Origin of the sequence: Halorientalis marina, assembly GCF_023028345.1 — an archaeon.
Lineage (GTDB): Archaea > Halobacteriota > Halobacteria > Halobacteriales > Haloarculaceae > Halorientalis > Halorientalis marina.
Window position 1 is genome coordinate 2,915,769 of the sequence record NZ_CP095487.1, and the last position, 13,808, is coordinate 2,929,576.

The 13,808-nt window shown below is 61.3% G+C and carries 15 protein-coding genes and 6 tRNA genes; 14 read left to right on the top strand and 7 right to left on the bottom strand.

Annotation, left to right across the window (positions count from 1 at the left end; genetic code table 11):
- Window positions 1–831: 831 nt before the first annotated feature.
- Window positions 832–905 (top strand) — tRNA-Gln (locus tag MUG96_RS14950).
- A gap of 273 nt (window positions 906–1,178) precedes the next feature.
- Complete coding sequence (locus tag MUG96_RS14955; protein ID WP_246984001.1) at window positions 1,179–1,640, top strand: hypothetical protein; 462 nt, start codon at window positions 1,179–1,181, stop codon at window positions 1,638–1,640.
- An 18-nt stretch (window positions 1,641–1,658) separates the two neighbouring features.
- On the opposite strand, the gene MUG96_RS14960 is transcribed toward MUG96_RS14955, so the two are convergent.
- Entirely contained in the window at window positions 1,659–2,291 is a 633-nt protein-coding gene (locus MUG96_RS14960; RefSeq protein ID WP_246984003.1) for an HNH endonuclease, read from the bottom strand.
- 626 nt (window positions 2,292–2,917) lie between these two features.
- Between MUG96_RS14960 and MUG96_RS14965 the strand changes: the two genes are divergently transcribed.
- From MUG96_RS14965 to MUG96_RS15000, 8 genes are all read left to right on the top strand, one after another.
- Window positions 2,918–2,993 (top strand) — tRNA-Gln (locus MUG96_RS14965).
- A gap of 12 nt (window positions 2,994–3,005) precedes the next feature.
- Window positions 3,006–3,080, top strand: a tRNA-Asp gene (locus MUG96_RS14970).
- A 416-nt stretch (window positions 3,081–3,496) separates the two neighbouring features.
- Window positions 3,497–3,571: transfer RNA gene (locus tag MUG96_RS14975), tRNA-Glu, on the top strand.
- A gap of 74 nt (window positions 3,572–3,645) precedes the next feature.
- Window positions 3,646–3,717 (top strand) — tRNA-Val (locus MUG96_RS14980).
- 16 nt (window positions 3,718–3,733) lie between these two features.
- On the top strand, window positions 3,734–4,138 hold the full coding sequence (locus MUG96_RS14985; protein WP_246984005.1) for a hypothetical protein: 405 nt from the start codon (window positions 3,734–3,736) through the stop codon (window positions 4,136–4,138).
- Window positions 4,139–4,323: 185 nt separating this feature from the next.
- A tRNA-Lys gene (locus tag MUG96_RS14990) sits at window positions 4,324–4,401 on the top strand.
- A gap of 215 nt (window positions 4,402–4,616) precedes the next feature.
- Complete coding sequence (locus MUG96_RS14995; protein WP_246984006.1) at window positions 4,617–4,916, top strand: hypothetical protein; 300 nt, start codon at window positions 4,617–4,619, stop codon at window positions 4,914–4,916.
- Between the two features lie 167 nt (window positions 4,917–5,083).
- On the top strand, window positions 5,084–5,326 hold the full coding sequence (locus tag MUG96_RS15000; RefSeq protein ID WP_246984007.1) for a hypothetical protein: 243 nt from the start codon (window positions 5,084–5,086) through the stop codon (window positions 5,324–5,326).
- 16 nt (window positions 5,327–5,342) lie between these two features.
- Here the strand turns inward: MUG96_RS15000 and MUG96_RS15005 are convergent, their stop codons facing one another.
- Window positions 5,343–5,984 (bottom strand): aminopeptidase, encoded by a 642-nt coding sequence (locus MUG96_RS15005; protein ID WP_246984008.1) that lies wholly within the window; start codon window positions 5,982–5,984, stop codon window positions 5,343–5,345.
- 97 nt (window positions 5,985–6,081) lie between these two features.
- Between MUG96_RS15005 and MUG96_RS15010 the strand changes: the two genes are divergently transcribed.
- Complete coding sequence (locus MUG96_RS15010) at window positions 6,082–6,531, top strand: helix-turn-helix domain-containing protein (RefSeq protein ID WP_246984009.1); 450 nt, start codon at window positions 6,082–6,084, stop codon at window positions 6,529–6,531.
- 38 nt (window positions 6,532–6,569) lie between these two features.
- Here the strand turns inward: MUG96_RS15010 and MUG96_RS15015 are convergent, their stop codons facing one another.
- Complete coding sequence (locus tag MUG96_RS15015; protein ID WP_246984010.1) at window positions 6,570–7,691, bottom strand: SWIM zinc finger family protein; 1,122 nt, start codon at window positions 7,689–7,691, stop codon at window positions 6,570–6,572.
- On the opposite strand from MUG96_RS15015, the gene MUG96_RS15020 reads away from it, so the two are divergent.
- Window positions 7,692–8,198: a hypothetical protein gene (locus MUG96_RS15020; protein ID WP_246984011.1), complete on the top strand. Its 507-nt coding sequence runs from the start codon at window positions 7,692–7,694 to the stop codon at window positions 8,196–8,198.
- Window positions 8,195–9,271, top strand: coding sequence for a hypothetical protein (locus MUG96_RS15025; RefSeq protein ID WP_308220109.1), 1,077 nt, complete (start codon window positions 8,195–8,197; stop codon window positions 9,269–9,271). Before MUG96_RS15020 ends, MUG96_RS15025 begins: the two co-directional genes overlap by 4 nt.
- A gap of 33 nt (window positions 9,272–9,304) precedes the next feature.
- Here the strand turns inward: MUG96_RS15025 and MUG96_RS15030 are convergent, their stop codons facing one another.
- The 4 genes from MUG96_RS15030 to MUG96_RS15045 form a co-directional block, all read right to left on the bottom strand.
- Window positions 9,305–10,753, bottom strand: coding sequence for an RtcB family protein (locus tag MUG96_RS15030; RefSeq protein WP_246984014.1), 1,449 nt, complete (start codon window positions 10,751–10,753; stop codon window positions 9,305–9,307).
- 390 nt (window positions 10,754–11,143) lie between these two features.
- Entirely contained in the window at window positions 11,144–11,545 is a 402-nt protein-coding gene (locus MUG96_RS15035) for a hypothetical protein (protein WP_246984016.1), read from the bottom strand.
- Window positions 11,538–11,909: a hypothetical protein gene (locus MUG96_RS15040; protein WP_246984018.1), complete on the bottom strand. Its 372-nt coding sequence runs from the start codon at window positions 11,907–11,909 to the stop codon at window positions 11,538–11,540. Before MUG96_RS15040 ends, MUG96_RS15035 begins: the two co-directional genes overlap by 8 nt.
- 139 nt (window positions 11,910–12,048) lie before the next feature.
- A complete protein-coding gene (locus MUG96_RS15045; RefSeq protein ID WP_246984020.1) occupies window positions 12,049–13,167 on the bottom strand; it encodes a transposase in 1,119 nt (372 codons plus the stop codon).
- Between the two features lie 150 nt (window positions 13,168–13,317).
- On the opposite strand from MUG96_RS15045, the gene MUG96_RS15050 reads away from it, so the two are divergent.
- Window positions 13,318–13,593 carry a hypothetical protein gene (locus MUG96_RS15050; RefSeq protein ID WP_246984021.1) on the top strand — a complete coding sequence of 92 codons (276 nt, stop codon included), beginning with the start codon at window positions 13,318–13,320 and terminating at the stop codon, window positions 13,591–13,593.
- Window positions 13,594–13,808: the final 215 nt, after the last annotated feature.

Genomic DNA, 13,808 nt, shown 5'->3' on the forward strand with positions numbered 1-13,808 from the left:
TCTGCGCTGTGCTCTATTCGCGCTTTGCATACAGCACGCCGTTCTTGATAGGAGAACGCGTCCACAGTGTTTTGCTATGACCAGGGAAGACAAGTGTATCCACGCACTGCGAGAAACTGCACAGATACTTGGAAAGTCACCAACGAAGGCAGAATACGAGGAGGTCGGATTGCAACCTGCTCCAGGGAAAATCCCCCGTAACACGGAGGGATGGAACGCTGCGAAGGAAGCGGCAAGTCTCGATACCTTTGAACAGAGGAACGGGCCAGGGCCAGATCCGAAACCGAAGCCCGATGACGTTGAATTGCCGGACAGGGAAAGCTGGGACTCACTCAGTGCGTATCAACGATGGTACTACAGGAATCGGGAACAAGCAATCGCAAGTCGTGAGCGACGCCGGCAACAGCGGAAAGGATGGTTCTACGAATACAAGCGCGACGAGTGTGGCTGCGCCGAGTGCGGTGAAACTCATCCTGCGGCACTTGACTTCCATCACACTGACCGTGAGCGAAAAGGCGGAAACATATCACAGCTTGTCGCTCGTGGGCGATCAAAGAACAGATCAAATCGGAGATGGACAAGTGTGTAGTGCTCTGTGCAAACTGCCATCGGAAGGAATATTACGAGGTTCCTGCGTGAGTAACGGACTCCTCTACATCGAACTAAGCTCTCGGAAAGCTTCCGAGTTGGACCAGTCACGACCTCTCACTCTCGCGTTTACATCGAGTGGGTTGTTGACGTACCCGACGATCAATTCAGTCCGCAACACTCATTACTTACAACGGTTTACCTGAGGGTGCACGATAGTCACACGCCGTGGCTATAATCCAAAGTCCATTGGGGTAGCTGGCCAATCCTGTCAGCTTCTGGGGCTGACGACCCTGGTTCGAATCCAGGATGGACTACTTCCTTCCGAATCAACGACCTTTAGTCGCTGTGATAGCGGTTCTCAATGAAGCCGCGTATGAGACCGATATAACAAATTAATTATATTAGGTGTTAGTGAATGCCTCAAGACTGCCGTAGTATAACAAACCTATTTTGACTATCTTCCTCGCACGCTGTGTGTCCTGCCAGCCCACGCCCACCGCCCCACCCTCCGCTCCCGACCTCCCTGCGGTCGGTCGGCAGCCACGACCTCCTGATATTTAAAAACGAAGACGGGACCAGCCAGACCCATGACAGCATTAGGAGATCTCGAACGGGACGATGTGGCGTCATTCACGTTCACCACCGATCCCAACGGCTCGCTCGCACTCGAAACGGCGGCCGACGACTGCACGGTACTAGTCAAGTCGGACGTACATGACCTTCCCGAGGCGACGCCGGTCAGCGTCACGGCGCGCGTCGAGAAGGTGATCCGGGCCGACGGTGCAGTCGACTATCTGGTGCTTGACGTTCGGGAGGTCCGTGACGAAGCATTCGACGAACCGGACACCGAAGGGACGACGGGCGGGCCACCCGACTCACTCGATGCCATCGCAGAGGATCTCGTGGGCGAAGTCCGCGTGCGGCGCCGTGAACGGGACGAACGATCGGCTGTGGTCACCGACGCCGCGGGCGAGCGGGATCGGGCCGATGCGACGCGGAGTCCGGAGCGAGAGCGAGAGATCAGAGCGGACGCCAAGGATTCGACATAAACACCGTCGAGATCAGGCTTATGTCCACTCGAGCGATTCGTTGTGCCACTGGAGGTAGTCGGGATCGACCAACTGCTCGGAGAGCGACAGCGACTCGCCGGCCTGATGAAGAAGCGTCTGTTGGAGGACGCGACTCTCGGTTTCGAAGGCAGGGCTCACGCGCAGGTGGAACTCCTCGTCGATGGTGAACAGACCACGGTCGAACGCCGCGTGGTGTGTCTTCCCGAGCGGGAGGACGTTCGCCGGATCGGCCCGGCAATCGGGGTACTCGCTCCAGGGGAGGACGTGCGCAACGGCGAGCAGTTGTGGATGATCGACACCGGAGACGGGACAGGTCGCGTCGTGGCGCCCGAGGACCGTCGCGCGAAACTCGGGATCGACGGCTCTCGCCTGTACCGTCGTCTCGTAGGTACGGGCCTCTGCCCCAGCACAGCCCTCTCCCGCTTGCTCCGTCCCAGCCCACGTTTCGACTGCGTCGTCGACGAAGTCGACACCGGCTTCCGAGAGTCGGTACAGGTCGCCGTCTCTCTCGGCGAGTCCGAGACTCCGCACCCAGTTGGCTCGCTGCTTCGCCATGTCGGTGTTTGCTGGCTTCCAGCCGAGTTGTGGGTGCGCGTCGAGTTGCTGGCGACTGATCTCCGCGATAGTCATCGGCCCGGCTGCGAGCGTATATAGGAGACTCCGGAGGCCAACGTTCCGTCGGCACATGATCTCGGTGAGCGTCTCTGTCGACTGATCGGCGAGGTAACACTCCCCTTCGGGACCCCGTGTCTATGCGTACCACACCTCGGACAGATTTAATACAATTGCCACGTTGAGATAGAATCGAAGTCTTCGACACAACACAGTTCGAGGAGATTCAGTATGACGACAGCTCGCCACATCCCACGGCACGCTCGCTTGTCCAGAGCCGTGGGTCGCATCTTCGGCGAGCCCCTACGCGAACAGCGTGGGGACAAATCCGATCCGGAACGCTGGAATCGGGAATACGCCAGTTGCGATGGCGTGCTCCAATCCGGCGCTGTCCGGGCATTCGTGCCCGCATAACCCGGCCCCAATGCGGACTACCCGCCCGGGGCTGGGGAACACGGGCCTGCCGCCTGCACGCCTCCAGTGCCTGGTTTCGCCGGAAACGGCTGAGACCGGGTGAGTGCTGCTCGCGGCATTTCGGTTCCAGTTCACAACACGTAGTGTGAGCGAGTGGCCCCGTCTGCGCTGAGCGGACGGCGAGCCACTGGTACGCAACTGCCAGTCTACGGAGAGCCGCGGCGCTGTAAAGCCCCGGAGTCCCCGTTGGCGAGGGATGCCGGCCTTTGGAGCCGGAGTTCGGCGGTTCGATTCCGTCCGGGGCTACCTGCCGCGGATGCCGACGTGGTGTAGCTCGGCGTAGCATGCGGCCCTGTCACGGCCGTGACCCGGGTTCAAATCCCGGCGTCGGCGTTTGCGAGGTCCGTCACATGACCTCGATGGCAAGCGGGGAACGCGAGTGATCCGCGAGCCGAGTGGGATATCCATCGAGGGAGGCAGCCACCGTCCACGTGTGAATCGTGGATGGCAGGCTGGGCCCGGAAGGGTCTGCAACCGCCATGGTCCGATGGACATTCCAGGGTGGCCCGAAGTACGCCCCCCACGACGGTGGGCAGCAGCTGTGCTGTCGTCCGCCGTCGTGCAGTCGTATCGACACACAACCAATCTGAGTGAGTCTCCCTGTGGTCCAGCGGTAACGACGCCTCCCTGTAGAGGAAGAGACGCATGTTCGGGCTCCGGAAGGCCCGTCTTCCGGCCCTCGCGAAGTCTTCGACTTCGATCAGTCCTGCCCGTCCCGCGGGCAGTGACCTGCTCGCCGAGGCCAGATAGCTCCAGTGGAGTAGCCTGGACAAACTCACGACCCTCTCGAGGTCGAGCCCCCGGTTCGAATCCGGGCTGGAGCATGCGGACTGGGGTAACCTGGCGATCCCGCGGGGCCCATATCCCCGAAATCCAGGTTCGAATCCTGGGTCCGCAATGGCGGATGGTCGAGTGGCGAGACGCGCCGTTGACATCGGCGAGGTCGCAGGTTCGAGTCCTGCTCCGCCAATCAGGAGGTGCAGAACATGGGACTGTACGACACCGTCGAACTCTACACCGACGTCAAGCTTCCCGACTACCCGAGCGTTGCGCCCCCGGCTGACGAGGTGAACTGGCAAACGAAAGGCATCGACCGTCCCTGCATGGGGACCTATCGAATCACTGCCGATGGCCAACTCGTCGAAGAAGAGTGGCACTGCGAGGACGTGCCACCCGAAGAGCGGCCGTATGCGAGCCGAGAAGACGTGGACGAGGACGGTTTTCGTTACTACTGCGGCAGCCGGGAGCGTGTTCACGATGGTTGGACAGAGCGCGACGACTACCACGGCCGCTTCCAGATCAAAAAGTACGTGGAAGCGATCGACACCGTCGTCACCTACCAGGTGACGTTCACGCACGGCCAACTCGACGGCTTCGAGCGTGTTCGCTGACCCCACCTCACTCTCGGACCTGTACCTCCGGTGGCTAGAGTGGTCCACCGATAACGGACTGGTCGGCGGCTCGAAGTCACGACGGGACTTCGAACCCTGGAAGACGAGCAGTAGCGAGTCTTCCTCCGGCTCGAGTCCTCGTACGTCCATCGGCAGCGGGGTAGAGGCCTTCGGTGCCGCAATGCGGGCCGGACGCCGCGACCAGGTTGCGGCACTCGACTTTTAATCGAGACGCAGCGCGGGTTCGAATCCCGCCCGGCCCTCTCTCGTGCCTGGGAGTCCCCCGTGGTGGGGGAACCGGACTGTTACTCCGGTCGTGAGAGGTTCGAGTCCTCTTCCAGGCGCTGGGGACGCGTTGTCCAGCGCATACTGGCTCTCGCGGACCCTCGGAGCAACCAGCAGAGACTTCGAATCGCACCTCGCGCATTCGAGCGCGGTTCGCAGCACCGGGCTGCGGCGCTCACTGGAGGTGACACTAATGGCACTCACAGACGAGACGGAATCGACGACGACCACGACGGCCGTCCTGACCGTCCGGATTCCGGACGCCGCGGGGGCCGACCTCGCGACCGACGCCCAGCGGCGGCTCCGTCGCGTGGAGGGTGTCGATACGGCGACCGTCGACGGGCTTCGCGGCCTCGAACCGCGGGTGAGCGCGACGCTCGTGACGGTCGCCGTCACCATCGAGAGCGCCGTGGCTGTCGACGAGCTGCGGGACCGGTTCGTGGCGACCGTCTCGGTCGAGTCGGTCGACCGACTGGCGCCAGCCGACTCCTGAGAGTGGGACGAGATGAGAGCGACAGAAAGCACCTATTATCGCCTTCTGTACCGGACGGCAATACACTGGCACCACTGGTCGAGAAGCCACGCCGCCGGTGAGCGGTTCGTGCGACCGCCTTCCCGGGCCGTAGCGGGCTGCACACACGGTGGCGTGACACGATAGCCATGGACGACACAGAACTGCTTCGACGGGAACTCCGTGCCGCACGCGAGGAACTGATTCGCAAGCGATCACGGTGCTCTGGTGGCCCTGACGAGTCGACGAGTCGTCTGCCGCTCATGCCGGATCGCGAAGAAGCGTTCCTCCGACTCGCGCTGATGAGCGTCGAGGAACTCGAAGCACACGTCGACCGACTCGAACGCGATCTCGCGGACCTGGAACAGGGTATCGACGCACCGGACGAGTGACGCAGGGACGACGCCCTCAGGGGATCGATTCGACGGCAGTTACCAGATCATCCTGCTCGGTCCACGTGATGACGCGGTCACCAGCGGCCGCTTCGAGTGCCGCCAGATGCGAGGCGGCCATCCCATTGTCGTAGTGTTCGCGCATCTTTTCGGTACTCCCGTAGACCCGTTTGAGCAGCCAGAGAATGTCCCTGACGTGGGACTGGTGATGATACAGAAAGCCGAGTTCCCACACGTGTCCGCCGCTGAAGTCCTCGAGCACGCCCACGACGTGTGAGGATACCTCCGAGAGGATGTCGAAGGCGGGCGCCCACAGGTCGAGTTCGTCACTGGTGAACCCGAAGTCCTCGAGTCGGAACGCGACCGCTCGCGTCCGGCTATCGAGTCGATCACACACGAGTTGTCGCCGTTCGCCGGGCCCATCCCCACCGCCGCGTCCGATCACAAGGTACCGGCGGTCCGCCCGCCTGATATCATCGAACAGCTCGCCGTGGAGGCCGTTTTTCAGCCGTTCGTGCTGTTCGGGTGTCGGGTGGAGCTGCGTTTCGTCGTACAGTTCCGCAGCGTCGATCCCGTCGATGTACGACTCGTCACTGGACGTATCCTCCGGCTCCGGGTCCTCGGCCATCCTGTCTGCCGAATCATCCGTGGTACTCATATAGCTACTGCTTAACGGATTACTTTGAGCTTCGAAGAGACTAACAGTCAATTCTAACAACCAAGTGTTTATCGTGGTGTGTCTCGTAACCGTAGCTATGCACCCGGACACGGCGCCTACGAATGAGACGGGTGAAGGGAATGCGGAGGCCGCGTTCGACACCTGGCGAGCCCTCCAGAAGGCGACCGACAGGACACGGGCGAACCTCATTGCCGACATCGTGGGCCACCCAAAGGGCGCCCCGAGCGTGAAAGAACTAGATTACATGAACCCCAGTCTCGAAGCAGACGCGATTCGGCGGCATCTGCGCATTCTTCAGGACGTGGGCGTCGTCGAAGAACTAGTGATCGAACCCGGCAATCGCGTCCGGGGCTTCCCCTACAAGTTCTACCGGATCACCGACCAGGCACGCTCGTTGTTCGATCGGAACGACCTATTCCCCGAGGCGGCCTGGCAACGCCAGTACGAGCGCGTCCAGAAGACCGGCGAAATCGAGGAGATCGAAGCGATGCCACGACCGAGCGTGAACGAAGCTTCGTCCTCTTGAGCCGAAAAATCATGTACTGGCGCTTGTACCACTGAGTGCTACTCTCCGCCGAGTTTCTCGTACAACCGTTTTCGGACACTGACGTCCTCGTCCGCGAGTTCGTGACAGACCTGCCGGAGCGTCGCCGGCGACGCCGTCGCGAGCAGTTCCTCCAGTGACTGGTCACCGCCCGTGACCGGGACATCACCGCTCGCTAGAACGGCAGCCACGATGTGTTTGCAGGGGACTGTGTCGTCGGGACAGTCACACTGCCCCTCGGTGTAGTTTCCACCGGCGAATGTCACGCGAACCTCGTACGGACGGCTGCCCTGTACGGTGGCTTCGAGTTGGTCGTCAACGCGTTCGATATCCGTGACGGCACCACGTTCGTAGTAGCGTTCGCCGCGCTCGAACCGTCCGGGGTCGGTCACGCGACGAATGGACTCCACGTCGACTGACTGATTGGGTGCTTGGGTCCGGAGCCGGGGGAACGCGTCCACGACGGGGTCGTCACCGGGAATCGACGGATCGGCTGCGCGTCGGTGAATCGCGCCCTGTTGGGGCCAGCCCAACGGGATCCAGTACGCCGGGTCGCTCACGACCTCTCTGCACTCCTCGATGACGCCGGTGCTGTCGTTCGTCCCGAGCCCCTCGATAGTCACCGTCCGTGGCGTCCGGCCGACCGAGAGCGTGACGTCAGTCTGGTGGCTGTCATCGTCGGCAACCTGTGCGGCGTAGCGCTCTCTGATCGCACCGAGTGCGTCGAGACCACCGGCCGAGAAGCCGTGGCCTGTGCGTTCGAGTTCGCACACCACATCGGCGTACTTGCTCTTCTCGCGATATTTGATGAGCGGGCGATTGCTCCCGACAAGTTCGGTCGGGTCGTACTCCGGCAGTGTCGTTCCGAAGAGGATCGGGGTGACCGGATCGCTCGGCGTCTCGGGAAGGCGGTCGCGCTTCGGTTGGCTGTCATCGTCCGGTTCGCCGAGCGGAGACTCGAACAGGCGACCACAGGCCGGGCACACCTCGGCTCCGAGAGCATCACTTGCCCACGTCGTCAGTTCGTGGGCGCGACACCAGTCACAGGCCCGCCGGTCGTCGTGGTCGGTGACCGTCCATTCGACCGCGCGAGTGGGGGTGACCTGTTTGAGATTGCTGATGACGGCAGCGCGGCGCTGCATATGCTCTTCGAGGCGTGTCCGACACGAATTGCAGCAGTCGACATCGCTTTCACGGACGGTCTGTGGGAAGACGAGTCGCTGGTTACCAGTCGTCCCTCCCCGAAACCCGCGTTCGGTCAGTGCATCAGCAACGGCGTCGACATCGTCTGGTTCGGACGGCGGCTCGTATGCAACGATATCCGTGGCTGTGACCGTCTCGTCGGGCTTGGTGTCCGCCTCGGTGAACGACCGGCCGTAGCGACAGCCGTCGGGACCGACGACGTGCCACTTTCCCGTCCCGGTGCGAGCGAAGGTTGGCACGATTTTGGTGGTGATGATGCGGACGAGGCTAATAAATACGCGGCCGCAAACGGCGGGACAATTCTGGTACGGGAGAGATGTGTGGTAGCATACCTCAAAATCATTCTTTTATCGACCGACCCGATACCCGACGACGCTGAACAGTTCGATCCACCCGGAGTGGTCGAAGTCACCGACAGCGAGCAGAAGGCCACGAATGACACATGAAGGTCTATCCGAAAGTTCCGCGCTACGACCATCCAGTCGTGCCACCAGAGTTCTTCGAGGCCGAGGACCTCACCATCGTCGAGAAGTTCGACGGGAGCGGGTTCCGGTTCACACTGTACGACGACCGCTACGTCTCGGCCTATCCGGAGCAGGTCATTGACGCTGCCGATGGAGATGGCAGTCTCGTCTTTGGGACACGCAGGGCCATCCGGGGGAACCACCGCGACTCCCTGGAGGATATCGACGGCGCACTCCACCGCGCGGTCCGGTGTCTCCGTGACGGTATCGCGACGGAGCGTCTCCGTAATCTCCACAACGAGTACGACTGTCCGCTGGTAATCTACGCCGAGAACCTCGTCTACTCGACGCTAGATTACGGGTACACTGAACGAGCACTACCCGCGCTCGTGGGGTTCGATGTCCTCCCGTATGCCAACATCGAGACGATGACGCCATCTGATAATCCATACGAGGAGACCTTCGAGGGGTTTCTCGAAACCGAAACCGCATGGGAGGTGTTCGACCAGATTCGCCGCGCTGATGCACTGACAGAGTCATCATTCGTTCCAACGACGGTTCTCGACCGCCCTGACAGTACCTTCGATCCGGAGACCTACTCGTTCCCGGCGTCGTCGCTGGCCGCAGATGTCCAGGTTGAAGGCGTGGTCGTCCGCAGCGACGAACGGGCGCGGCGTGTGAAACTCGTCCGTGAGACATTCAAGGAGCTGAACCGTGAGCAGTTCGGCCAGCGACCGGAGGACGCCGAATCGGGCGCAGAGTACGTCGTCGCGACCTACTGTACGCCAGCGCGCATCCGCAAGCAGGTCCGCAAACTGGTCGTCGAAGAGGGGCGGGAGTTCGGTCTCCACCTGAACGATGACCTCCACGAGAATGTCGTCGAAGATATCTGGGCCGAGAACTGGCCAGAACTGATGGACCTCGACGTGTCGTTTACGCCTGCCGAAATGTATCCGCTGGTCGCGAAACGGTGTATCACCGAACTGCGGAAGATGGAGACGAACGCCGAGCTGAACGACACAGACCCGACCGAAATCTGGCAGCACCTGTCTTGATCGTCTGTAGCAGTGGTGGCTCACACACCATCGCTAGCCTCTGGCCTTGAGGTTGTGGACGACGTCCAGCCAGTCACGAACCTCGGCTGTCGGTTCGATCGCCGCCACGATCGCCTCGGCGGACTTGTACGCCATCGGCGCTTCGTCGATGACCGACTCGACGACCGATTCGGAGTAGACGCCCTCCATAGCCGCCTCGAACGCCTCGAGTGAGCCCGTTTCGTGTGCCTCGCGCCGACTCATCACCCGGCCGGCACCGTGGGGTGCCGTCCGGTGGAACGCGTCGTTGCCCTTGCCGGTGGCCAGGATCGATCCCTCGGCCATATTAAATGGGACGACGAGACGCTGGCCCTCGCGAGCGGGCGTCGCCCCCTTTCGGATGGTCAGGTCTCGGAAGTCGATGTAGTTGTGGATCGACTGGAACCGCTCGACCGGATCGACGCCGAGGGCGTCACAGATGGCGTCGCTCATCAACTCGCGATTCCAGCGGGCGTACTGCTGGGCGAACAGCATGTCGACGTAGTAGCCGTGGGCTTCGCGTCCCGCCAGCCAGTCGAGCGCGTCAGTGCGGTCGCCAAGCGCGTCCTGTGGGCGGGCGAGTTGCTCGAAGACGGCGTCGATCCCTTCGCCGTCGAAGTCCCGTCGAATCGCGTCCTTTCGCAGGTGGGACTCGCCTTTGCCGCCGGTCACCCAGGCGTACAGGTCCGCGTCGCTGACCGCATCGGGATCGAACTTCAGGTACTCGGTATACTCGTCAGGAATCGCGTCCCTGAGGGCATCCGCCTGGCGATACTGGGTGGCCCTGTGTTGCCAGTACTCGGCGACTGATTTGCCGAGATACCGGGACCCGCTGTGGATCACCAGCCAGTAGTCGCCCCGCTCGCGGGCCCGTGCGAACTCGACGAAGTGATTGCCACCGCCGAGCGTGCCCGCACTCCGGATGACGTGGCCCATCCCCTGGCGTTGGCGCGAGAGGACGCGCCGACACAGCGACTCGAAGTACTCGCCGTCGTAGCCATCGAAGTCGAATTCGAGCGGGTCGATGGGCTGGCCGAAGCGCTCCTCGTACGCCTGCGCGAAGCGCTCGAACACCCGATTTGCGCGGGCGAACGGAAACTCGTCGACGAGATGGGGCGCGTCGTCGTAGTCGTGGACGCGCTGCCCCATCGGGACGGCCTCCCGGACGCGCTGTTCGCGGTCGGGGTCGTCGAGTGGCAGGTCGTCGCCGAGGTTGGTCGCCGCCATCCCACAGCCGACGTCGACACCGACGATGTTCGGCACGACCCGGTCGGGCAACGGCATCGTGAACCCGATCGGTGCCCCGGCGCCCGGGTGCGTGTCGGGCATGATGCGGACGGGTTCGGTGAATGCCGGGTGGTCGATGAGCGCCTGGATCTGCTCCAGACAGTCGTCTTCGACGAGGCTCTCGTCGTCGACGAGGACGCGTGCGGTGGTGTACTCCCCGCGCAATTCGATGGCCATGCGTTTGCGTCCCTGCGTAGGAGGGAGGGGTGTATCAGACTGTTTGTGGTATGGCAACAGTTCTGACGGACCGCTACATGAGATAATTCATCGTATCGGCTCTGAGTACCGATGTCGGCGAATCCCACGACAGGGTATCAGCACTTCCCAGCAAGTATAGCGGGAACCGGACGATTTCTTCAACAAATACCGGTTTGAGTACGACACCGGAGCCGGTAGATGACCCTCACCAGATAGTCACCAGCCAGCGCCACATGCTCTGTAGATGGGTGACTTTGCAGGATGAAATCAGCGCGGGACGTTTTTCACTCCATCTTCGGTCGAGACATCTCTTCAATTTCGCTGATTTCATTGATTTTCTGAATCCGGTCCTCGGGTTCGAATCGAATTTCAGTTGCTCGGCCCTGAACGGGACTGAGCGTCGTCGAGAAAGGCCTGCGTGCGAGCAGCGACTTCGGACCGGAATTCGCTCATATCGACGGACTGGCTCCCATGGTAGAGCTGCTTGTGTTCTTCCCGAATGATGTCTTCGAGGACCTGCTCGTAGAGGGCTTGGAACGTAACCGACCGCCCTCGATCCTCGAACTTGGCCGCGAGCTTCTCGAAGCGGTGCTGTGTGGCGAACTTCTCCGCCAACTCCGTTGCTGACCCGTCGACGGGTACTGTGTCGTCGACCTCTCGAAAGTCCGGATGCAGGAGTTTCGCGCGCTGGTCCTGTTTGTTCCGGATCACGACGCCTTCGGCTGGACCGTCGTGCCACTTGGATTGCGGGATCGCATAGGAGTTAGACATTCCGCGTGGCACCGCCACCACGACTCTCAAGCGTCTCTACGACAGTGGATATATCGGAAAAACACCAGACAGCTACTATCACGCTCTCGACGATCACGAACAAATCCACCGGTACCTCTCCAGTCTCGATCAACTCACCTGTATGTTCGGACATGAGGCCGAACGCAGTGAGCCGGAGGTCTCTGGGACAGAAGCGAGCGATTCGGCAGATGAGCCGACTGACGAAGCGGTCGAAGCAGAGGTAGCAGAGCTGGAAGCAGAGTTGGAGGACGTAGATGATTGACTTCCTCCCACCGCTGAACAGTAGTTGCTGATTCGACCGCGAGAGCTGTTGGAGAGGCGTCGTGTCTTCAGGCTCATTCACGATCGACGTTATCGTCCGAGGAGAGCGGTTGCTGACTGCCGGCCAAGAACCTCCGACGAGGATTGTTCTGGCAGTCTCGCCAGTAGCCAGCGGCGTCCTGACTCGGGCAGACGACCCGAGTCAGCCGCCGAGTGACACGCTATCCGTCCGGAATTGGGCCGAGAAACGCTCGAAACAGGGCGGTCGGGAGGACGGGAGTGCTCCCGACCGCCCGATCCGATGTGAGTAGCAGGTTCGTCCCCACCGACAGATTGTAGAGTGCCACGGCAAACAGAAAGTAGAATAGCCGAACAGAGAACGTCGGTGACGACGTTTTCGCGAGAAATTCCGTGACTTTCCGGTAGGACGTTTCGATGCCCCAGCGACGCCGGTAGGCTTCTGCAAGTGGTTGAGCGACGTCACGCGTGACCTCGCGGTTGGTCACCAGACAGAAGTGGTCAGCATCCCGGGAGCGATGCGGGACGACGACGAGCCGGACTGTCGTCCGGCCCGTCGGTGGATTCGACCGCACCATCTCGTAGTCTGTGACGAATGTGTCGTCGTCGTGGTCGGTGATGAACCGCTGTATTTTCCGTGTCTGTGGCGCACGCATCACAAATTCGACGCCCAGTTCCTCGAGCGTCAACGCGAGATGGACGCGGTAGAAACCCCGATCAAGGTAGACGCGATTGATCTCGACGTACTCCCGCGCCTGGGAGACGAGTTGGCGGAGTGCGTCCGCCAACTCGTCGGTATCATCGCCGTCCAGCGCTACCCAGCCAAGCGTGAATCGGACGCTTGGATCGACGATACAGATGGTGGCGAACTTGTAGGCACAGTCGGTTCCTCGATCGGGATCAGTCCGGGAGACCTGCGGTGTGTCGCTGTCGCCGTAGTACAGCCAGTCGTGAACGTCGATCGCAACGTCGACTGGCTGTGTGAACAGGCGGTTGCGGGCTGCTTCGTCGAGGATAGCCTCGCGGACGCGGTCGAACTGATCTTCGACCGCGTCCGCGTCAAGGCCACGGAGATGGTACAACAGTGCTCTCGCTAGCGGATTCCGTGACTCGGCACCGACGTCGACATCGTCGCCACGAGCGAGTTGGTAAGCTTTCGCGCCAGCGTTGGCAAACTCGTTGTCGAAAGCAATCCGAGCGAGGACTCGCTGGAAGTCCTCGCTCGGATAGGTGCCGTTGTCCGCAACACCGAACTCAAGCTCCGGGAACAGCAGCGATGACGCTGCTCGACTCACCTGTTTCGCCTCGGCTGTCTCGACCATATCGGGACAACGACTGCGACGACAATCGGCTCTCTCCTACTTCAGCAACTACTGTGAAGCCGTGGGCTTTCGCCTCGCACCCGCTGTAAGTTTCCAGCAGGAACGATCAGCTGGGCTCAGGATCCGACAGGCGCACACGACGAACGTCCAGTGATCATCCTGTCCCACGAAAACCATCCGTTCAGTGCCACAGACTGTACCGTGATGTGTGCCGGAACGACAGCCCAGAAGTATGACCACAGAACGCCGGCTCTGGAAGACGAGCACGTGACGGGTATCTCGTTCAGCGAAACGACGTATTTGATGCCGTGGGCATTATATACGATTCCACCGGCTTCACTCGGAACGGGGCGATCAGCAGGTGAGCTCACGGCATCCGGAAAGAAACTCGTCAAGAAGGAGCTTATCAGACTTCTTATGGACTGATTGACGATCGGGTAGTCACTCACAAGTAGCTCAACTGTGAGATCCGCTGACGGTCTTCCTTGAGCTCCGGAGAAGAATCGTTCCAGTGACAACGAGACCCGCACCTCAACCGGCCACTAGCTTTCTATTGCTCGTCGAACGGCCCGCACGCTAACTCAAATTGAGGTGTGTACGGCGACGCTGGCTTCGCCACGGCACGCGTCCCAGTCGTGTGG

Excerpts from the sequence above, each read along its gene's own strand:
- MUG96_RS14985 (WP_246984005.1), top strand. The coding sequence starts at position 3,734 with ATGGGACTGTACGACACCGTCGAACTCTACACCGACGTCAAGCTTCCC.
- MUG96_RS15005 (WP_246984008.1), bottom strand. The coding sequence starts at position 5,984 with ATGAGTACCACGGATGATTCGGCAGACAGGATGGCCGAGGACCCGGAG.
- MUG96_RS14995 (WP_246984006.1), top strand. The coding sequence starts at position 4,617 with ATGGCACTCACAGACGAGACGGAATCGACGACGACCACGACGGCCGTC.
- MUG96_RS14960 (WP_246984003.1), bottom strand. The coding sequence starts at position 2,291 with ATGACTATCGCGGAGATCAGTCGCCAGCAACTCGACGCGCACCCACAA.
- MUG96_RS15035 (WP_246984016.1), bottom strand. The coding sequence starts at position 11,545 with ATGTCTAACTCCTATGCGATCCCGCAATCCAAGTGGCACGACGGTCCA.
- MUG96_RS15025 (WP_308220109.1), top strand. The coding sequence starts at position 8,195 with ATGAAGGTCTATCCGAAAGTTCCGCGCTACGACCATCCAGTCGTGCCA.
- MUG96_RS15030 (WP_246984014.1), bottom strand. The coding sequence starts at position 10,753 with ATGGCCATCGAATTGCGCGGGGAGTACACCACCGCACGCGTCCTCGTC.
- MUG96_RS15010 (WP_246984009.1), top strand. The coding sequence starts at position 6,082 with ATGCACCCGGACACGGCGCCTACGAATGAGACGGGTGAAGGGAATGCG.
- MUG96_RS15015 (WP_246984010.1), bottom strand. The coding sequence starts at position 7,691 with ATGCAGCGCCGCGCTGCCGTCATCAGCAATCTCAAACAGGTCACCCCC.
- MUG96_RS15045 (WP_246984020.1), bottom strand. The coding sequence starts at position 13,167 with ATGGTCGAGACAGCCGAGGCGAAACAGGTGAGTCGAGCAGCGTCATCG.
- MUG96_RS15000 (WP_246984007.1), top strand. The coding sequence starts at position 5,084 with ATGGACGACACAGAACTGCTTCGACGGGAACTCCGTGCCGCACGCGAG.
- MUG96_RS15020 (WP_246984011.1), top strand. The coding sequence starts at position 7,692 with ATGCTCTTCGAGGCGTGTCCGACACGAATTGCAGCAGTCGACATCGCT.
- MUG96_RS14955 (WP_246984001.1), top strand. The coding sequence starts at position 1,179 with ATGACAGCATTAGGAGATCTCGAACGGGACGATGTGGCGTCATTCACG.